This is a genomic window from Melioribacter sp. (genome assembly GCF_049325435.1).
Taxonomy (GTDB): domain Bacteria; phylum Bacteroidota; class Ignavibacteria; order Ignavibacteriales; family Melioribacteraceae; genus Melioribacter; species Melioribacter roseus.
In genome coordinates this window covers 74796-95318 of record NZ_JBMOLD010000002.1, presented here as the reverse complement: position 1 = coordinate 95318, position 20523 = coordinate 74796, and the positions used below count along the sequence as shown (strand labels likewise).

Sequence of the window (20523 nt, the reverse complement as noted above, 5' to 3'; positions counted from 1 at the left end):
TAAGTTCCTCAGTCGGAATGCCCTTCGGGTTCCGCGTGCACCATAACCGTAATATTTTTAATTTCTTTTGTAATTGCTTTTTCGACTCTGTGCGATATTTCGTGCGCTTCTTTTATGCTCAGGTCGTTTTTAACGTGAATATTGATATCGACGAACTTGTAGGGACCGGATTCTCTTATTTTAATATCGTGCGATTTAACTACATCCGGCAGCCGGTTTACGATGCCGTAAATTTTTTCGTAAAGCCCTTCGGGCGCTCTGTCGATCAAAGCGTCGAAGGAACGCTTGCCCAGACGATAGCTCACGCCCAATACGATAATCGCCACAGCGAGTCCGGCAATTGCGTCGGCATAAAAGAAATTAAAAGACGCTCCGATTAAACCGATCAGCACGACCGTCGAACTCCAGATATCTGTGGAAAAGTGGAGAGCGTCGGCTTCGAGCGCCTGACTGTTATGTTTGACAGCGGCTTTTTTCAACGCTCTCGAACGCGATATGTCGACAATTATTGAAGTTATAATCACAACAAAAGCCCATACGTTGACTTCGATTTCGACTTCGTTCGTAATCAAGCGCCGTAGAGCTTCGTAGATTATCCAGAAACTCGTAATAAACAAAAGCAGCGTTTCGATCAACGCCGAATAGTTTTCGATTTTTCCGTGACCGTAATGATGTTTGTCGTCTGCGGGCTTGTCGGAAATATTAACCGCAAGATAAGTGATGCCCGCGGCAATCAAATCGAGAGCCGAGTGGAGCGCTTCGGATATAATGCCGAGACTGCCCGTCATAACGCCGACGATTATCTTAAACGCTGTAATCAACAGCGCGGCAAACACCGACAAAAGCGCAACGCTCTTTTTTTCTTTAACAGCTTCGGTTTTTGTTTCGCCCACTGATTAACCTGTCTTTATCCGTGCGGATACTTATTGTTTCAAAAAATAATTATCGGTTTTTATATATCTATATAAATAATTTTTGTGTAATATTGAAATTTTCCCTGCATGAGACCGAATAAAAAACAACGGAAATTTTATGTCACCCGTCCCGGGTTCTTCATCTGCTTGAATGACTCCTCTCTATAGTAATATCAACCCTCCGGGTTTTTGTTTCGCACAGAGCTAATACCGGATGAAAAAAATCAATTATTATTATCGATACAAATAGAACGATATTTTTTACAATCAAATAATTTTAACAATTAACCCCGAAGGGGTGAAATAATTGTAACACATCAAAGTCAGCCATACCCCAACCCCGAAGGGGTGGCATCATTGTAATGCATACGACCCGAATGCGCATGCAAACCCCGAAGGGGTGGAATGAATGTAACAAATAACGCCAATCCGAAATCAACCCCGCAGGGGTGACATAGCAATCACCGTAAAACATTATGTCACCCGTGCCGGGTTCGATAACTGTTCAATAATTCCATTTATAGAATAATGTCAACCCTCCGGGTTTTTGTTTTACACAGAGATAATGAGATGCTAACGAAAAAGAAAAATTATTTTTGAACAATAAATTTCGACGCACAAACCCCGAAGGGGTGATATCATTGTAACACATCAAAGCCAGTCATATCACAACCCCGGAGGGGTGGCATCATTGTAATTCATACAACCCAAATGCAGAACCAAACCCCGAAGGGGTGAAATGATTGCAACAAACATCCCTGCCATAAACAGTGATCTAACAAAAAAATGTCAACAAAAAACAATCAACTCTTGACACAATGTCCTTTTATCCTTACATTCGCATCATAAAAATGAGAGCAAAAGAAATGTCTTACTCCGCAGAAAATATGATTTGTTGTAACAATTGTATGATGCGCCAGGTTACTTCGAGGCGGAGGGACTGATATAAATTTTTCTGCATATAAAATTTTTATACAAAGCCCTTCGCAGTCGAAGGGCTTTTTTTTTGAACAAAATCAAAAAAGGAAAAAAGTAATGAAGAACGTATTATTATCGCGGCGAAAGGAAAAGTATTCATCACAGACAAAAACTCTTTCTTACACCCTTCTTATGCCCTCCTCGATGCGCGCCTGCGCTTGTTGTTGTTAATCCCATAATAATAAATCCGAATAAAATATTAATTCCATAACCGACGGAAAAAGTCCGTTCAATCGGAGCAGTCTATGTATGAAAAACCGTACAGAAGCATACTTAAATCGATTTCGTGGCGCGTTACGGGAACTATCGATACGACGCTAATATCTTACTTGATTACCGGAAGCATCGAAACTGCCGCGTCGATCGGCATTATCGAAATTTTTACGAAAATGCTTCTCTACTTCCTGCACGAAAGACTATGGAACAAAATAAACATCGGAAAAAAATCGGAACCGGAATATCACATTTAGGAGCAATCAATGACTGAGAAAAAGAAACTAACCGAAAGCTTGAAAAACCTCGACGCATTTTCCGCATTAGAGAAAATAATCGGCGTCTACGGAAATCGAGCCGTCTTTTCCACTAGCTTCAGCATCGAAGACCAGGTTATTACCGACATGCTTTTTAAAATAACAACTCAGCCGAATATATTTACGCTAGATACGGGCAGACTTCACGAAGCAACTTACAAAACTATTGAACTTACGCGCGAGCATTACAAAATAAATATTAAAATTTTCTTTCCCGACTTTCACAAAGTAGAAGAGATGACCGGCAAATACGGCGTCAATCTTTTTTACAAAAGCGTGGAACTCCGAAAATATTGCTGCAAAGTAAGAAAGCTGGAACCTCTCGAAAGAGCGCTCAGAGACGCTAAAATCTGGATTACCGGTTTGAGAAGAGAACAGTCGATTACCCGCAGCGACGCCGAACTGGTCGAATACGACAATCTTCACGGAGTCATAAAAGTTAATCCGCTCTACAATTGGAGCGAAGCCGAAGTATGGGATTACATTCGAACTCATAACGTGCCGTACAACAGTCTTTATGATAAAGGATACGGCAGCATCGGATGCGAACCGTGCACGCGAGCCATTCATCCCGGCGAAGACGTGCGAGCCGGAAGATGGTGGTGGGAACATCCCGAAACGAAAGAATGCGGATTACATTTAAAACAACAGGAGAATTAATAATGGACTATCTCGACAAACTCGAAGCGCAGAGTATTTATATATTCCGCGAGGCATACCGCGAGTTCAAAAATCTTGCAATGCTCTGGTCGATCGGAAAAGACAGCACTGTCCTGCTGCATCTTGCACGCAAAGCGTTTTTCGGGCATATCCCTTTTCCATTGGTTCATATCGACACTTCATTCAAAATTCCCGAAATGATCGAATACCGGAACCGCATGGCAAAGGAGCTCGGGTTCAATCTTATAGTCGGACAGAATTCGGAAGCGTTGAAAAACAAAAGAACTTTTCCCGACGGAAATGCCGACAGACTTACGTGCTGCAAATTATTAAAGACCGAAGCCCTGCGTAATACGCTTTCCGCCAAATGGCAGCGTCTCAAATTCGACCACGAAACCGGAGCCTTCGTCGAAGACGACAATAAAGAAGCTTACACCGGAGTGATTGTAGGAGTGCGTTCCGACGAAGAGGGGAGCCGCTCGAAAGAGCGATATTTCTCGCCGCGCGACAAAAACAGCGACTGGGAAATCGGCGATCAGCCGCCCGAATTCTGGAATCAGTTCAAAACCGAATTCGCGCCCGGCACGCACGTGAGAATTCATCCGCTGCTCGACTGGACAGAGCTGAACATATGGGAATACATACGACGGGAAAACATTCCCGTTGTATCTCTCTATTTCGACATCGGAAGCGGCAAGCGTTACCGTTCGCTCGGTTGCTTCCCGTGCACTCAACCGGTCGATTCCGAAGCTAAAAACGTCGACGATATTATAGACGAATTGATGTCGGGTAAATTTGCAAATATTGCCGAGCGGGCCGGCAGACAGCAGGATAAAGACGGCGGAGGCACGCTCGAAGAGCTCAGAAGAGCAGGCTATATGTAGAAATCGGCAACCGCTAACAAACAAAAATTAAGGAAAATTATTCCAATGAAAGAAAGAATGAACATCGTTTTTGTGGGCCATGTAGACCACGGCAAAAGCACATTAATCGGAAGGCTTCTGGCGGATACCAATTCGCTGCCCAAAGGTAAATTAGAACAGGTAAAACGGGCGTGCCGATTGAATTCAAAACCGTTTGAATATGCATTCCTGTTAGACGCCCTTATAGACGAACAAGCCCAGGGTATTACGATCGATACGGCGCGCGTCTTCTTTAAAACCAAAAAACGCGAGTACGTAATTATCGACGCTCCGGGACATATCGAATTCCTAAAAAATATGATAAGCGGCGCCGCCCGCGCCGAAGCCGCCATTTTATTAATCGACGCTCACGAAGGAATCGCCGAAAATTCGAAAAGACACGCATATATGCTTTCGCTCCTTGGAATCGAACAGGTTGTCGTGGCTATCAACAAAATGGACCTTGTCGATTACAATCCGGAGGTATACGAAAATACTAAAAAAAGCTACTCTGAATTTCTTTCGGAAATCGGAATAAATCCGATTGAATTTGTGCCCGTATCGGCGAGGAACGGCATAAATCTTATTACCCGTTCAAACCTTACTCCGTGGTACAAAGGTAAAACCATCGTCGAATTAATTGACGGTTTTCGGAAAGTTAACGACGATTCCCGAAATCATTTTAGAATGTATGTGCAGGGCGTTTATAAATTTACGGATAACGGAAACGACCGAAGAATTATTGCCGGCGCTGTTAATTCAGGAATTATCGAAGTCGGCGACGAAATTATACTCTATCCCTCCGGTAAAACTGCCCGAGTGAAGTCGATTGAAATATTCGGCAGAAGCAATGTAAAACATGCGGAAGCCGGCATGGCAATCGGCATAACGATCGATACGGAGCTTTATGTAAAGAACGGCGAATTAATCTGCAAAAAAAAAGAGACTCCTCCGCATCTGAGCAATCGTTTCAAAGCTAATATTTTCTGGATGGGAAAAAACGATCTTCTCGCCGGAAAAACATACAAACTAAAAATCGGCGCTTTGAAGACGGAAATGCATGTCGAAAAAATCGAGACCGTTCTGGACGCTTCATCTCTGGCTGTATATGAAAATCCCGGGAAAGTAAGTCGTCACGAAGTAGCGCGCGTAATAATCAACACGCACAAGCCGATTCCATTCGATTTACAGGGCGAAATAAAGGACACAAGCAGATTTGTAATTGTTGAGGAGTACGATATTTCCGGCGGAGGCATAATAACGGAAGAATTGAAAGATTCCGAACCCTCATCCGCCGCCGATTTCAGGCAATTCGAATCGGAGCTCTATCAACTGATAACAAAATATTTCCCCCATTGGGAAATAAACATTAATCACCAATAAGCGAGGCTTTTATGTATAAAATAAAATCTTTACCGGTGCTTCTCCGCAATCCGAAAATACTTGTCATCGGAGGAGGGAATGTTGCCGGTCAAAAGATATCCGTACTTCTCCAAAACAACGTCGATTTCGTCGCCATTGCAGAGCATTTCCGGGAGGAATTGCAAAATCTTGAGTTCAAAAGACTGACAAAATCCTTCGAGAAGAAAGACGCGGAAGGATTCGACATAATTATCGACGCAACCGGCAATCCGGAAGTTAATCGTCAATTGAAAGAGTTAAAAAAAGAACGCTTCTTTCTGCTCAACACTGTCGACGTGCCGCAGGAATGCGACTTTTATTTTTCATCTCTTTTGCTCTATAATAATCTTAAAATTGCCATATCGAGCGACGGAGCAAGTCCTACATTAACGCAGGTAGTCCGGGATAGAATCAAAAATTATTTACCCGCCAAACTCGAAGAATTAGCGGAAAAAAAATTGAACGAGCGTAGCAGCGGCATAGTCGACGTCGAATCGACCAGGTCGGAAACCGAACGGCTTTTCGGAAAAGTATTTATTGTAGGATGCGGCGTCGGCGGCGTCGAGTTTCTTACGGTCAAAGCTTATCATATTTTAAAAGAAGGAATAGACGCGGCTGTATACGACAATCTAGTATCGGACGAAATACTCTCCATCCTGCCCGGCAGAGTGGAAAAAATTTACGCCGGCAAATCGAAAGGCTCGCATTCGATGACGCAGGAAGAGATAAATACACTTCTCGTAAAACTAGCCTCGGAAGGGAAACGCGTGGGACGCCTCAAAAACGGAGACCCGTATATATTCGGACGCGGAAGCGAAGAAGCGCTCCATTTGATAAACAACAAAATCGACGTCGAAATAATACCCGGAATATCGTCGGCCACAGCCGCTCCGTTGTTAGCCGGAATACCGCCGACGTCGCGTAATTTTTCTTCCTCGGTTTCAATAGTCACCGGCCATCTCAAGGGAGGAGAATTCGATTATTCGTGGATCGATTTACTAAAGAGGAAAAATCACACGACCGTTGTGTTGATGGGCGTCACTTATGCGGATAAAATTTCCGAACTGGCAAGAAAACAGAAAGTCGACGATTTTACGCCTGCGGCGGTTATTTCCAATGCAGGACGCCGCGATCAAAAAGTTGAAATCGGCGCATTATCGGACTTGGAGGAACTTGCGGCTCGCGCAGTTCAACCGTCTTTGATTGTTTTCGGAGATGTAGTTAATCTCTCACGAATTTTACCGCGCTACACGGTTAACGAATTTATCAATCAACAAGTTTGAAAGGAAAAACACCATGAACGCAATTTTGGACAAAATAGATATTAACAGCGGGTACGATATCTACAAAGAAATCGACGAATACGAAACGGTCATTCGGAATTTTTTCGATAAAAAAATTCACCCGGAAAGATTCAAAAGCTATCGTTTAATTTACGGCACATACGGAGTCCGGCATCACGAAGAAGGAACGCACATGCAGCGGATTAAAATTCCCGGCGGATTTATCCTTTCGGATCAGATGAAAACAATAGCGGAACTGACGAGGGATTACGCGGCATCTGGACACGCTCATATTACCACGCGACAGGATATTCAACTTCATTACGTAGCGCTTGAAAACATACCGGCGCTACTCAGGCGTTTGGCAAACGTCGGAATTACAACTCGCGAAGCGTGCGGCAACAGCATTCGCAACATTACCGCTTCTTATCTGAGCGGAATAAACCCAAACGAAATATTCGATATTGTGCCATACGCTCTCTATTGCACGCGCTATTTTTTGCGCCATCCTCTCTCTTCAACTCTGCCGCGCAAATTCAAGATCTCCTTTTCGGAGAGCGACGAAGATTTTGCATACGCACAAATGCACGATATCGGAGCCATTGCCCGAATCGAAAACGGCGAACGTGGATTTAAGGTTTATGCCGGAGGCGGACTCGGAGCGGTACCGATGACCGCTAATTTGTTGACCGAATTTATTAACGAAGCCGACTTTTTCCTTTTGATCGAATCGGCACTCAGAGTTTTTCACAAACACGGGAAAGCCGAAAGAGAAAACCGCAACAAAGCCCGAATGAAATTTTTTATTTCCCGGGTCGGTTTCGAAAAATTCCGTGAATTGACGTTTGCCGAACTTAAATTGCTCAAAAAGACAAGGAACATCGGCGGAGACCTGAAAAAATATATTGAAATCTTTCCCCTGCCTGCGCCAACTAAAAACGGAAGGGACGACGGACTTCCGAATAACAAAAGAATATCCGAACCCGCTATCAAAGAATTCATTGAATTGAGGGATAACCGCTACTGGGATATTTTCAACGAGGGATTAATCGAACAGCGACAAAAGGGTTATACCGCGCTTTTAATCAAACCGGAACTCGGAAACCTGAATCCGGAGGAGTTGAACATATTGGCGGAATTTTCGGATAATTACGGCGGCGGTTATGCCTTGCTTACGCCTGCTCAAAATATTTTAATACCGTGGATTAATAACGAATTTATCTACGACGCGTATAATTTCCTGGCTGAAAGATCGTTTTTCAAACAAGTTTCCGGCTCGACCCGCGATATAGTCTCTTGCCCGGGAGCATTTTCGTGCCGGCTTGCAGTAACCCATCCGTATAATCTTGCCCGTGATATCGGTCTTAACAACGAAGAATTAGGAGGTTTACGAATTCATATTTCCGGCTGCCCAAATTCATGCGGTCAGCATCACATCGGCGACATAGGGCTCTACGGGGCTTCGATTAAAAGCGGCGGCGGAATCGCTCCGCATTACGTTGTCCTGCTCGGCGGCAATATTCGTATCGGAAAGATAGGAAAGGTTATCGGAAAAATACCCGCCCGCCACGCTCACAATTTTATTGCGCGAACGGTCGAGCTCTGGAACGAAGAAAAAAACGGGAATGAACAATTCCACGAGTTTGTCGACAGATTGGGATTCGAACCTTTCAGAAAAATACTTGCAGATTACGCCGTTTCTAACAATACTTCCGACGATTTATACAAAGAACCCGGCTTCGACGAAAACTATAAGATGGAAGCAGAAAGCAGGGGCGAATGCGCCGGCAGCCTTCTCGATTTAATGGCTGTAAATCTGTTCGATTCCATTCGTAATATTTACGAAGCTCAGGACGACATTAAAGCGGGATTGATTAACGATGCCAAACGGAAATGTCTGGAATCGATACTTCTTTCTTCAAAAATGTTCGTTTTTTTAGAAGGAATCGAACCTGAAACAGAAAACGATATCCTCAGCGAATTCGTAAATCGGATAGCCGCTAAAAATTGGCTCTGCAACGACTGGAGCAATCTTAAGGACATATATTACGAGCTGAAAAACAGTCCGGGCGATAAAATTGACGAACTGTTTAATTATTCAAAGGAATTTGTATACGACTGCGATAAATCGTTTGTACGCTTGCAGCCGAACCTCAAAATCCAACAATGCATCAACAATTAAGGAGATTAAAACGCAATGAAAGGAAATTCTAATGCAACCGTGCATAAACTCGATCTGAGCGGAGTTGCCTGCCCGATTAATTACGTAAAGGCAAAATTGAAATTAGATGAAATTAACGGCGGCGAATATCTCGAAATTATTCTCGACGACGGTCAACCGATAAAAAACGTCCCGCTCTCATTGGAGCAGGACGGTCATAAAGTTACGGAAAAGGTGAAATTCGGTTTGCGCCAATGGAAAATAACAGTCAAAAAAGGGACATGCTGTTGATTTTAAACAGAGGATTCGGTATAATTACTACCAATAAGATTAAAATGGTAGTATATATGAAACTTTCAACGCGTAGTCGTTACGGAGTAAAAATTTTGCTCGAAATTGCATTAGCCGATTCGGAAACATCCGCAGGGGAAAATTCACCAGTAACAGTAAAAAATATTGCGGAAAGACAGAAAATATCAGAAAAATATCTGAGTAAGCTGATAATTGCGCTTAAGGGCGCAGGTTTGATAAAATCATACAGGGGAACCAACGGCGGATATTTACTGTCTCGGAGCCCTTCGGAAATCAACATGCTGGAAGTAGTCAAAACGCTCGAAGGCGATTTATTGATTTCGGAAATGCCTGAGTCGGACAAATACTGCCCTGTGGAAAATATGTGGGAAGGGTTGCGTTCGGTTATGGAAAAACACTTAAAAAATATTACTCTTAACGATTTGCTGGAAGATTACAAAAAGCACAACACACAAGCAATAACGTTTGAAATATGAAGATAGCCGAAAACATAACAAAATTAGTGGGCAGAACGCCGCTTGTAAGCATAAACAAAATTACGCGTAACGCTTACGCTCGAGTGGCCGCCAAACTCGAATCTTTCAATCCCGGCGGCTCGGTAAAAGATCGAATCGGTTTGGCGATGATTGAAGAGGCTGAAAAGAATGGGATTCTGAAACCGGGGAGTTTGATTATCGAACCGACCTCGGGAAATACCGGGCTGGCGCTGGCGTATGTAGCGGCGGCTAAAGGCTACAAAGTAATAATTACAATGCCGGAAAGCATGAGCATCGAAAGACGAAAGATACTCGAATTATTCGGAGCCAAAGTAATTCTCACTCCCGCCGACAAAGGAATGAACGGCTCAATTGAAAAAGCCGAAGAATTGCTCAGGGCGCATCCCGGCGCATTTATGCCGTATCAGTTCCGGAACGCCGCCAATCCCGATATACACCGCCGTACGACCGCGCTCGAAATCTGGAACGATACCGACGGTAAAGTGGACATTTTTGTGGCGGGAGTCGGTACCGGCGGCACTATAACCGGAGTGGCGGAGGTTCTCAAATCGCGGAATTCCGGAATAAAAATAGTCGCCGTAGAACCGGAGGGCTCTCCCGTTTTATCCGGCGGCAAGCCAGGTCCTCATATGATTCAGGGCATCGGAGCGGGATTTATACCCGAAGTTCTCAACACTCAAATTATCGACGAAATTATTCAGGTCAAAAACGAAGAAGCAATCGAAATGAGCAAAAGAATAATTTCAGAGGAAGGGATTCTCGCCGGAATATCGAGCGGCGCTGCGATGTACGCCGCCCTGAAAATTGCCGAATCGATCGAAAATAAGGACAAATTAATTGTGGCTATTTTTCCGGACACAGGAGAACGATATTTATCGCTTCCATTTTTTTCTAAAAACAACGGAGTAAATTATGAATCTGACAATCAACGGAAATAACGAAAATATAGAGAAAGATAAATTAACCGTATCGGAACTGCTCAAACTAAAAGACGTTGAAATGCCCGAGATGGTCTCCGTAGAACTCAACGGCGAAATTTTAGACCGCGACAAATACGACACAACAGAATTGAAAGATTCCGACGTAATTGAATTTCTATATTTCATGGGCGGAGGCGGCAATTGAATTTCGAAACCGCGGCGGTACACGCCGGTAGCATAAAAGACAGTACCGGAGCCACTCACGCTCCCGTTTATCAATCCGCATCGTTTGCCTACGAAAAAGCGGGCGAAATCGAGTGCGTTTTTCAGGGGAAGAAATTCGGCTACGTTTATTCAAGAATTTCGAATCCCACTGTAACTGCGTTCGAACTTAGGATGAATGCGCTCGAAGGCGGAATCGGCGCAATTGCAACCTCTTCCGGCATGTCGGCTATTGCGACGACTGCTTTTACTCTAGCGGAAAACGGCTCGGAAATCGTAGCTTCGAAATCGCTCTTCGGAGGCACCTATCTTTTCTTTAAAGAAATATTGGAAAGTTCCGGCGTTAAAGTTATATACGCCGATTTCAATTCTGCGGACGATATCGAAAGTTCGATATCCGAAAGAACGCGTTTTCTCTTTCTTGAATCGATAAGCAATCCGAAACTCGAAATCTACGATTTGAAAAAAATCTCGGCGACAGCCCGGAAATACAATCTTCCTCTAGTCGTGGACAACACTGTAACGACCCCATATTTGTGGCGCGCAAAAGATTTCGGCGCCGACATCATAATTCATTCAGCCACAAAATATATTACCGGAAACGGAACGGCGGTCGGCGGCGTTTTAATCGACACGGGAAATTATAAATGGAATTCGCATCAGTCGACAAAAATCAAGTCGTACGCAGGCAAAGCCGGTTCTTTTGCCTTCATAGCCGCGGCGCGTTCCAAAGTTTATCAACATTTGGGATTCGCTCCCGCTCCTCAAAACGTCTTTTTTCATCTACTGGGATTGGAAACTCTGGCTCTCCGGATGGAAAGACATTGTTCGAACGCTCTTAAATTAGCGGAGTTTTTCAGAGAACAGCCCAAAATCACATCGGTCAATTATCCGGGTTTGAACGACAACAGATATCGTCAAGCCGCACTCCGGCAATTCGGGGACAGGTACGGCGGATTGCTAACTATCGAACTGGAAGGCAGAGAAAAATGCTTCGATCTGATTGATAATCTGAAATACGCAAAAAACCTGGCTAACATAGGCGATACAAAAACTTTAATAATTCACCCCGAGTCGACTATTTATTCGAACTGCAGCGGCGATGAAAAATCGAACGCCGGAGTTAATTCCCGATTGCTCAGAATATCCGTCGGCATCGAAAACATAAACGATATAATCGAAGATTTCAGTTCAGCTCTCGAAAAAATATAAGGATTCAAAATGAACTTCACGGAAGAACAAATATACCGCTACAGCCGAAATATAATTTTGAAAGAAGTGGGAGGGAAAGGACAGGAGAAGCTGCTTTCGTCGAAAGCGCTGGTCGTCGGAGCGGGCGGCTTAGGCTCTCCAATTCTTCTCTATCTGGCGGCAGCCGGAGTGGGAACTCTCGGAATTATCGACAGCGACATAGTCGATTTAAGCAATCTGCAGCGACAAATAATTCACTTTACGGACGACCTCGACAAACCGAAAGTCGAGTCAGCCGCCGAAAAAATATCGCGCGTCAATCCGGACGTCAAAGTTATTCCGTACAAAGTCAGACTCGATTCTTCGAACATCGAGGAAATAATCGAGGATTACGATTTTATCATAGACGGAACCGACAATTTCCCGACTAAATTTTTAATCAACGACGCATGCGTGATGCGAGGCAAACCATTTTCGCATGCCGGAATACTCAGATTCGACGGTCAAACTTTCACACACGTGCCCGGCAGCATGTGTTACAGATGCATCTTCAAGGAACCGCCTCCGAAAGGAGTCGTTCCTACCTGCAGCGAAGCCGGGATACTGGGCGCGGTAGCGGGCGTAATCGGAAGCATTCAAGCGGTGGAAGCCCTTAAATTTTTGACCGGAGCGGGAGATTTATTGACCGACCGCCTCTTGACATTCAACGCTCTCCGGGGAGGTTTCCGCGAAGTGAAACTCAAAAAAAATAAAAACTGCCCGGTGTGCGGGGAAACTCCGACAATTAAAGAACTGAAAGATTACGAGCAACCCGCTTGCGATCTAAAATAAAGGAATAAAACAATGGCAAATAAAAAGAAAATATCGATTGTTCTTTTCAGCGGCGACTTCGACAAGGCAATTGCGGCATTTACAATCGCCTCGGGAGCCGCCGCCGTTAATTACGAAGTTAATCTGTTTTTTACTTTCTGGGGACTAAACACAATAAAACAAAAGAAAGGCAGAAGCGCAATCGGAAGAGGCTTCCTTGCGAGAGCCTTCAATTTTTTGATGGGCGGCTTCAAAAACCTTCCGCTCAGCCGTCTCAACTTCGCAGGCATAAGTCCGAAACTTATGACCGGAATGATGAAAAAAAGGAACGTAGCGACTCTTGCCGAACTTATCGACGCAGCCATTCAATTAAAAGCAAATTTTTACGCCTGCGAAATGTCGATGAATATTCTCGGATTAAAGAAAGAAGATTTTATTCCCGAAATTAAAGAAGTTCTCGGCGTGGCAAAATTCTTAAACTTATCAGAAGACGGAGAGATATTATTCATATGAACAGGTACAAACTCGACATAACAAAAGACCATTGTCCCATGACGTTCGTGAAAACGAAACTCGAACTGGAAAAACTCTCCAGCGGCGACATACTCGAAGTTATGCTCAAAGAAGGAGAGCCGTTGGAAAACGTTCCCCGCGCCGCGGAGGAACAGGGCAATAAAATACTCGAAATAAGACATCTTCAGGACGACATACATCTTGTTGTAATTGAAAAAGGATAAACATGATAAGCATACCTAAAAAGATTATCGAGAAGATAGCCGAACACGCCAAACGAGATTATCCGATAGAAGCGTGCGGATACCTTACCGGTAAAGACGGAGTCGTCAGCGACATAATCAAAATGACCAATACCGACAAGTCAAACGAGCATTTTTCTTTTGATCCGAACGAACAGTTTCAAGCGGTAAAGTACGCCCGCAGCCGAGGCGAAAGTCTGATTGCGGTATATCATTCTCATCCGGAAACGCCGGCGCGCATGTCGAAGGAAGACATCCGGCTTGCCAACGACGTTAATATGAAATATATAATTTACTCGGTAAAGGACGACGACATTAAGTGCTTTTCGATCGATAAAGACAAGAATGTTTCGGAAGTAAAAATAGCGCCGGTTTGATTTAAATCATAGCGCGGACTTGACTTAAAGGGTTTCAAGCCTTAATATTGAATCATCGAAAGAGACCATGTATGAATGTAAGCGCCTACATAGCGATTCATCCGCTGCACGAGTACGTTAATTCCAAACTCGACGCAAACAATGTCCGCACAATCAGCCAGCTCCAAAAGGACGCTCAATACGAGACATTTCAAAAATATATTTCCGCCGAAAAAGCCGGCAAAAAGATATCGGAAAAATCCGAAGACAAGAAATCGGAAGAATTGAGATTCAGGGAAAATTCGCCGATAGCCCGTCCTCTGGAAGGCTCTCAAATTTTCAACAATACAGTCAAAATCAACAAGAAAAAATTAGAAAGATATTTCTCTTTCAACAGGGACTCTCAATACGAATCCGAAGTGGTATCCGAGACAAAAGAAAACTTCGATTATTATATTGTTTCGGACAAAGATTTTAATTTTACTTCCGACTCAAAAAAACCGTTAACATACCTTCAAAGAATTGTCAGGAAGGCGTACCGGGCAGGTTATGTAAAAGACCCGGGCGCTCTTGTAAATTTATCCGCTTAATCCCTGTAATATCCTTTTTTATTGTAAAGTCGGGCGCCGTAAGTTCTTTCGTTGCCGATTTGGTTGACGATATAATGCTTTTCCGGTTTTCCGTTAATTTCCAGAACCTCGTATCCGACTATACCCCGTTTAATGAGCGTCGCCAGCATTTTCATGAATTCTTCTTTTTCGGCTTCGTTCAAATCGCCGATATCGAGTCTGTCCTTTCTGCCGAGGTTTAAAAACTTATCGAGTTTGTCGAATACTCTGGCGGTATTCGAAATTTCAGCCGAATCGGTCGATGCGACGGTTTTGTCGTTTGTCAAAGTTTCGTTTTTCAACTGGGCGAAGAGCGCGCTCAGAAAAAATTTATTGCCGGAAACAGGCTCCATAATTTTTTTATTTTATTATCGACGTAGGAGCGCGATTAGTTAAGCGTTTTTTTCAAAAAGCCGTCGACCCAATCGACTACCCGCTCCTGCCAGGGATGAAAAAGCCAGAAAGGATGCGGCGTATTTTCGATCGTATAGACTTCGGAATAAATACCGTGTTCGTTTAAAATATCGATAGCTTCGTCTCTGCCCGCATGAAAGCGCGGCAACGAACTGTTGACGAAAAGCATCGGCGGAGAAGCTCTGTCGACATATTCGAGAGGCGACGCTTCGACCCACAAATCCGGTTTTTCTTTGTATGTAAAACCGAGCCACTGTTTTGCCGCCGAAGGTTTGGACGGTATTGTATCCTTTCCGCTTTCCGAGGGGGTTGTCATATCGAAAACTCCGTCGATATCAATTAATGCTGCGGCGTTTATATTACACTCTCTAACCGATAATTTTTCCACATTGTCGCTAAGAGCGGCCATCGCCGCAATTTGTCCGCCCGCCGACATTCCCATAAGGACAATTTTCGTCGTATCGATTTTATATGCACCGGAGTTCTTTTTGAGCCAACAAACCGCTCTTTTGACGTCGAGTATAGCCGCCGGATAAAGAGCTTCAGTCGAAAGTCTGTATTCAACCGTTGCTGTAATATAATTTTTTTGCGCGATCCGGGATGCAATCGGATGTTCCATTTCCTTATGACCCGACCTCCAGCCGCCGCCGTGCACGATTACGATCAGAGGCAATTTTGTTTTAGGACTTTCGGGCATAAACAGGTCGAGCGCCAGCTTTCTTTCTCCTTCTTTGTAATAAACAATGTTTTTGAATATCTTCAATCCTTCCGTCTTGATTTCAGCCGGTTTTACGAACGGATAATCTTTTTTTACTTTTTCATAAGCGCTTCTTATAGTAAAAGACGTATCTCTGTTAATTTGCGCATAAGCCAGAATAGGCAGAAGCGAAATAAATATAATTATTTTTTTCATGACCCTGACCTTTTGTGAGATTAATTGCAAAAGATTTCGGATTTCTTTAATGATAAATTTACGGTTTGTTTTTCTTTATAATCAAATCCGTATGATTAAGGAATAAATCGCACAGGCGTTTGTTCGGAATTTCAAACAAAAAAAGAAAGCCCTTTCGAGAAGGGCTTTCTTCCGTTTAATTCATTTCAGCAGCAGCATTTTACGGGTAATGATTTTGTCGTTTGCCAATAACTGATAAAAATAAATTCCGCTTGCCAGTCCCGAAGCGTCGAAGCGGACTTCGTAATTGCCCGGATTCTGCATTCCGCTTACCAACACCTTTACTATCTGTCCGGTTATATCGTATATAATCAACTTGACGGAGCTTTGCTTGGGCAGAGAATAATTGATTTTGGTTTCAGGATTGAACGGATTGGGATAATTTTGCGAAAGTGAATAATCCGAAGGTATTTCGTTTTTGCCTATGCCGCTTTCTTCAACCGAGGTAATAATCTCCGGCATCCAGTTGTAACCGAAATTCGGATGCGAATCCTTCGAGAAGATATTTTCGATGGTATATTGGCTCGCTTCTTCGTCCGTAAGCTGTCGGGAAATCGACGTAAGCCGTTTGGTAGTGTCGGATCCCGGACCGTAGCATTTGTATTCTGCGTATAATGCCGGCGTAACATTCCACGTGGACCAGCCTGCCGGATTAAGCGACTCGGGTTCATAGCAGTTAATGAAAACCGTTCTCGGTTTATCCTGCCACGGTCTGCCCAGAATGAAAGAGGTAATCGGTCTTCCGTCGAAGCCGATAGAATCGGCAGAGATAATGCAATCTTTGAACACGTAACCGAATTTCGACACGGCTTCGGTGCTTGCGGCTGTTAAAGTTCCGCCTTCGCGGTTAATATGAATTTCGCAGGAATCGAACAGTACAATATCTCTGCCGAATATAAAGTCGACCGAGCCTTCTATGTAACAATCTTTCATATAGATTCTTCCGGTGCCTCTGCCTCCCCAGGTATAATAAGTGTCCTGATAACCGAGGAGTCTGCAATTGTAATACTGCTGACGGTCGCCGTTTACTCTCAATGCCACAGCCTGCTCGCCGCTGCCGTGCGAACCGTCGTTTTTAATCGTATTCTGGAATGTGATATTAATTGCCGTAAAATCGTCCGCGTCAATTGCCACGCTGTAAGATTTCGACGTGCCCAAATTATTTTTTCCCGCATAGTCGTCGTAAGTAAGGATTGTGCTGTCCCTGTCTTCGCCTTCCAGTATCACATTCGCTTTTGTTGAAGCGAGAAGCAGTTTTTCGTAATAAACTCCCTTCTTCACGAATATTTTGTATTTGCCTGTATAATAATCCGGTATGTCGTCGAATGCCGCCTGAACCGAGGTATAATCGCCCGAGCCGTCGAGCGCTACGATCTTAGTAACGTCGGGAGCCGGCTCCTGCGTGGTAAACGAAAACTCTTCTCCGTAACCTGTGCCGATACTGTTTGAGGCGTAAGCACGAACATAATATGTAGTATTCGGTTCCAAAGGATAGAGAATACTCTTGAACGTCCCAAGACCCGGGCCGTTTTCGGTTTTGTTGTCGTTAATTGTAGGATTACCCGTTGTATTCCAACAAACTCCGCGCACAATTACGGTATCGCCGCCCCACTTTTCGACCGTTCCGCCGCTTACAGCGGTTTTGGTCATAATTTCCGTTACTTCCGCGGTTGTAACAGTCGGAACCATTAACGAGTCGAGCGTCGTAAATACCACTTCGTTTCCATACGCTACGCCGGCGTCATTGATTGCGTATGCGCGGACATAATATTGTGTTCCGGGTTCAAGTCCGGTTAATTTACTTACAAACGCGCCCGAGCCCCCGCCGTCTTCGGTTTTATTGTCGTCGACAGTCGGAGCGCCTTCGGTATTCCAGCAGACGCCGCGCAGCGTGACTACCGCTCCGCCGTCCGAAGGTATATTTCCCCCGCCCGTTGCGAACGTAGTCGATATATCGGTTATTTCCGAAGTAACTACTTCGGGCGGGTCGGCGGTAACGCCGATAACTCTTCCCATTATACGGACGCTGTCCGTTGCAATTAATTTTGCCCAGCCTTCGGCTTTTGTATTATGCGGATAAATCAGCAGATAAAATGACTCGCCCGTATTTACAGTCTCTTCGAGTTTAGCTCCGAATTTTGAAATTTTATTGCCGGGCAAAGAAGTATCGGCAATCAATACGGTTTTTTCGGCAAAAGTAGAATCTTTGGAATAATAAACTTCCGCCCTTAAATTGCTCGAAAACCAACCGCCCAGATAGAACGAGACCGAATCTACGTAGAGAGTACCGCCGAACTTCGGTTTCACCACATAGCCGAAATAGAGCGAATCGGTCGGAAGCGGTTCGGCATGCCATTCTTTCGATACTGTTTGAACAGCTCCAACCGTGTGATCAACGCCTTCGAGATCGGGCAAATTTGTGGTTCCGTAGAACTTCATTGCGCCGCTGTAGAATGGAGAAAGAGCGATAACCGGTCCTGTTGTTTCCGATTCCTCCCCCGTTTCATAAGGCCAGAGAGCGACGCCGTCGACAGGACTTCCCTCTACTTCGCCTGCAATCAGAATATTTTGGAGACACAAATACTTGCCGGTTTTAACCGAGGGATCTTCGTTCCACGGATAAACTCTGAAATAAAATTTTTCGCCCGGCGATACTTTCACGTTCAAATCGAAGGAAAAGCTTTCAAGAGCGGTTGCATTCAGATAATTATTTCCGCTCTGGTCGCTCGTTTGATATTCGAGTTTAACGGGATTGGAGAAATCCGGGTTGGTCGAATACCATAAATTTGCTTTAAAAGTGCTTGAACTTTTTGCTCCGATATCGAGACTCAATGAATTAACATAGAGAGTATAACCGGCTTTCGGAGCCACGGTAAACTGAACGTAGACAGTATCGATCTGGTCGGTTAAATTAGCGGGCCAGGTATTATTCGTATTTGCCATACGAATTCGTTGGCTGTTGTTCGGACCCGTATAGCCGTTGATTTCGGTATTTACAAAAAGTTCGTCTTCGGCTACGACCTGTCCGGTAGTAACAACGCCAAATCCCGTTCCCCCCTCGTCGGGATTTGTAAGCGGCCATGAAGCCGTTGCGGGATAAGTCAAGCCTTTTGTTTCACCCCAAATTATAACATCCTGTACGTAGAGATATTTGGACGTGGAGGGCGAGCCTTCGTACCACGGATAGATTCGCACATAGAGAGTGTCTCCGTCGTTTACCTTTTCGTTGATTCGGAAAGAAAACAGGGTATCGCTTCCGTTTCCGAGCACGAGAGGATTATCGTTTAATTTTTTCGGATTGTCGAACGAGAAATTCAAATCGTATACCACGTCGGCGCGCATGTAGCTCGTACCTCCGCCGCCAAGATACATTGTTACTGAATCCGCATAAAATGTAAAGTTAGGTTTTGGAGTTACGGCAAACTGCACCCATCGCGAATCGACCGGAGCGGTTTCGTTTCCCCATTGCACCGGATTAGAGCCGTCGTGAGGCCACCATCTCTGGTTTGTTCCCAGAGGGCCCGGATTGCTTCCCGAATAACTTCTGACTACGAATCCCGGGCTGCCGATTTCCGGCAATCCGATTAAATTGCCCTGAACAACCGAAACATTCTGGCTGTCCGGCGGCACGCATTTCCATTCTACATAAGATTGGCTTTGTGAAAATGCGGAGATTAGAGGGAATAAAACGAAGAGTAAAAAAATAAATTTCTTTTTCATAAACACCCCTTTGGATTTAATTAATAATAGCCTCCTGAGACCGTATTCACCAATAAAGTTACCGATTAAGTATTTTTCAAAAAAGTCTTTTTCGACAAAGCGGCATATGCGTAAGTTAAAACGGATTATTCTGCGATTAAATTATGAGAGCGATGCGGATATTTTGTTCAGAATCCCTTTGTAATTCCGGCTCATTTTTAATTTTACGCCCGATTTAAGAAAAACCAGATAATCGCCGTGGTCGCTGGAAACGAGTTTGTCGATTTTATCGATATTAACTATAACCGATCTGTGTATCCGCACAAACTTCGAAGGGTCGAGCTTTTTTTCGATAACGTGAAGCCTTCCCCTTTCCAGGTGTTTCTTCTCACGGGCATAGATATTTAAATAATCTCCTTCCGATTCAATATATTCGATATCGTCAATGTCGATTAATTTAATGACGTTCTTTCTCTTTATGGTAATTTTTTTCAAATAATTTTTATTGGTCGCTTTTTTCCCGTCGGTCGAATTAAAATATTCTTTTATTAACTCTTTGATATTGCCCGAATATTCTTTTTGATTGTGATTCTCAATTTGTTCGAGAGCATACTTAACCGCCGATTCGAATCTCGATGTGTTAATCGGTTTCAACAAGTAATCCGCCGCATGCACTTCGAAAGCTTTAAGAGCATACTTGTCGTACGCCGTCACGAATATAATTACCGGCATATCTTCCGACTTTAATTTATCGAGCATTTCGAATCCGTTCATACCGGGCATTTGAATATCGAGGAAAACAAGTTCGGGCTTGTGCTTATTAATCGCCTTTATGCCTTCTTTTCCGTCGCGGCATTCGGCAACTACGCTTATATTGTCGAACTTTTTCAAACGAAGAAGAATCCCTTCGCGGGCGTGGTCTTCGTCGTCGATAATTATCGCTTTGATATCGGGCATG

Annotated in this window: 21 protein-coding genes; 16 read left to right on the top strand and 5 right to left on the bottom strand. The window is 44.1% G+C overall.

Annotated elements, in window-relative coordinates; genetic code table 11:
• Positions 1-8: 8 nt before the first annotated feature.
• Positions 9-893 (bottom strand): cation diffusion facilitator family transporter, encoded by an 885-nt coding sequence (locus ACOYVE_RS02020; protein ID WP_422880626.1) that lies wholly within the window; start codon positions 891-893, stop codon positions 9-11.
• 1244 nt (positions 894-2137) lie between these two features.
• On the opposite strand from ACOYVE_RS02020, the gene ACOYVE_RS02015 reads away from it, so the two are divergent.
• The 16 genes from ACOYVE_RS02015 to ACOYVE_RS01940 all read left to right on the top strand — a co-directional run bounded on the left by ACOYVE_RS02015 (position 2138) and on the right by ACOYVE_RS01940 (position 14482).
• Entirely contained in the window at positions 2138-2362 is a 225-nt protein-coding gene (locus ACOYVE_RS02015; protein ID WP_014855538.1) for a DUF2061 domain-containing protein, read from the top strand.
• A 9-nt stretch (positions 2363-2371) separates the two neighbouring features.
• The gene (locus ACOYVE_RS02010) at positions 2372-3082 is read left to right on the top strand and encodes a phosphoadenylyl-sulfate reductase (protein WP_014855539.1); all 711 of its coding nucleotides are present in this window, start codon (positions 2372-2374) and stop codon (positions 3080-3082) included.
• 2 nt (positions 3083-3084) lie between these two features.
• The gene (cysD, locus tag ACOYVE_RS02005; RefSeq protein WP_014855540.1) at positions 3085-3966 is read left to right on the top strand and encodes a sulfate adenylyltransferase subunit CysD; all 882 of its coding nucleotides are present in this window, start codon (positions 3085-3087) and stop codon (positions 3964-3966) included.
• A gap of 45 nt (positions 3967-4011) precedes the next feature.
• Positions 4012-5367, top strand: coding sequence for a sulfate adenylyltransferase subunit 1 (locus ACOYVE_RS02000; RefSeq protein ID WP_014855541.1), 1356 nt, complete (start codon positions 4012-4014; stop codon positions 5365-5367).
• 11 nt (positions 5368-5378) lie between these two features.
• Positions 5379-6668 (top strand): uroporphyrinogen-III C-methyltransferase, encoded by a 1290-nt coding sequence (cobA, locus tag ACOYVE_RS01995; RefSeq protein WP_014855542.1) that lies wholly within the window; start codon positions 5379-5381, stop codon positions 6666-6668.
• Between the two features lie 13 nt (positions 6669-6681).
• On the top strand, positions 6682-8850 hold the full coding sequence (locus ACOYVE_RS01990; RefSeq protein ID WP_422880625.1) for a nitrite/sulfite reductase: 2169 nt from the start codon (positions 6682-6684) through the stop codon (positions 8848-8850).
• Positions 8851-8865: 15 nt separating this feature from the next.
• Positions 8866-9120 (top strand): sulfurtransferase TusA family protein, encoded by a 255-nt coding sequence (locus ACOYVE_RS01985; RefSeq protein WP_014855544.1) that lies wholly within the window; start codon positions 8866-8868, stop codon positions 9118-9120.
• Positions 9084-9617 carry an RrF2 family transcriptional regulator gene (locus ACOYVE_RS01980; RefSeq protein ID WP_081489454.1) on the top strand — a complete coding sequence of 178 codons (534 nt, stop codon included), beginning with the start codon at positions 9084-9086 and terminating at the stop codon, positions 9615-9617. The genes ACOYVE_RS01985 and ACOYVE_RS01980 overlap by 37 nt, the downstream gene beginning before the upstream one ends.
• Complete coding sequence (gene cysK, locus ACOYVE_RS01975) at positions 9614-10576, top strand: cysteine synthase A (RefSeq protein WP_014855546.1); 963 nt, start codon at positions 9614-9616, stop codon at positions 10574-10576. Before ACOYVE_RS01980 ends, cysK begins: the two co-directional genes overlap by 4 nt.
• On the top strand, positions 10551-10763 hold the full coding sequence (gene thiS, locus ACOYVE_RS01970; RefSeq protein ID WP_014855547.1) for a sulfur carrier protein ThiS: 213 nt from the start codon (positions 10551-10553) through the stop codon (positions 10761-10763). Before cysK ends, thiS begins: the two co-directional genes overlap by 26 nt.
• Positions 10760-11992 carry an O-acetylhomoserine aminocarboxypropyltransferase/cysteine synthase family protein gene (locus tag ACOYVE_RS01965; protein WP_014855548.1) on the top strand — a complete coding sequence of 411 codons (1233 nt, stop codon included), beginning with the start codon at positions 10760-10762 and terminating at the stop codon, positions 11990-11992. The genes thiS and ACOYVE_RS01965 overlap by 4 nt, the downstream gene beginning before the upstream one ends.
• Positions 11993-12001: 9 nt before the next feature.
• Positions 12002-12802, top strand: a complete 801-nt coding sequence (locus tag ACOYVE_RS01960; RefSeq protein ID WP_014855549.1) for a HesA/MoeB/ThiF family protein — start codon at positions 12002-12004, stop codon at positions 12800-12802.
• 12 nt (positions 12803-12814) lie between these two features.
• Positions 12815-13294, top strand: coding sequence for a DsrE/DsrF/DrsH-like family protein (locus ACOYVE_RS01955; protein WP_014855550.1), 480 nt, complete (start codon positions 12815-12817; stop codon positions 13292-13294).
• Positions 13291-13518 (top strand): sulfurtransferase TusA family protein, encoded by a 228-nt coding sequence (locus tag ACOYVE_RS01950; RefSeq protein WP_014855551.1) that lies wholly within the window; start codon positions 13291-13293, stop codon positions 13516-13518. Before ACOYVE_RS01955 ends, ACOYVE_RS01950 begins: the two co-directional genes overlap by 4 nt.
• Positions 13519-13520: 2 nt before the next feature.
• Positions 13521-13913: a Mov34/MPN/PAD-1 family protein gene (locus ACOYVE_RS01945; RefSeq protein ID WP_014855552.1), complete on the top strand. Its 393-nt coding sequence runs from the start codon at positions 13521-13523 to the stop codon at positions 13911-13913.
• A 71-nt stretch (positions 13914-13984) separates the two neighbouring features.
• Positions 13985-14482: a hypothetical protein gene (locus tag ACOYVE_RS01940; protein ID WP_014855553.1), complete on the top strand. Its 498-nt coding sequence runs from the start codon at positions 13985-13987 to the stop codon at positions 14480-14482.
• On the opposite strand, the gene ACOYVE_RS01935 is transcribed toward ACOYVE_RS01940, so the two are convergent.
• From ACOYVE_RS01935 to ACOYVE_RS01920, 4 genes are all read right to left on the bottom strand, one after another.
• Positions 14479-14853, bottom strand: coding sequence for a hypothetical protein (locus tag ACOYVE_RS01935; RefSeq protein WP_014855554.1), 375 nt, complete (start codon positions 14851-14853; stop codon positions 14479-14481). The two genes, ACOYVE_RS01940 and ACOYVE_RS01935, sit on opposite strands and share 4 nt — an antisense overlap.
• A gap of 35 nt (positions 14854-14888) precedes the next feature.
• Positions 14889-15827, bottom strand: a complete 939-nt coding sequence (locus ACOYVE_RS01930; protein ID WP_014855555.1) for an alpha/beta hydrolase — start codon at positions 15825-15827, stop codon at positions 14889-14891.
• A 180-nt stretch (positions 15828-16007) separates the two neighbouring features.
• The gene (locus tag ACOYVE_RS01925) at positions 16008-19586 is read right to left on the bottom strand and encodes a pectinesterase family protein (protein WP_014855556.1); all 3579 of its coding nucleotides are present in this window, start codon (positions 19584-19586) and stop codon (positions 16008-16010) included.
• A gap of 141 nt (positions 19587-19727) precedes the next feature.
• On the bottom strand, positions 19728-20522 hold the full coding sequence (locus ACOYVE_RS01920; RefSeq protein WP_014855557.1) for a LytR/AlgR family response regulator transcription factor: 795 nt from the start codon (positions 20520-20522) through the stop codon (positions 19728-19730).
• Position 20523 lies beyond the last annotated feature (1 nt).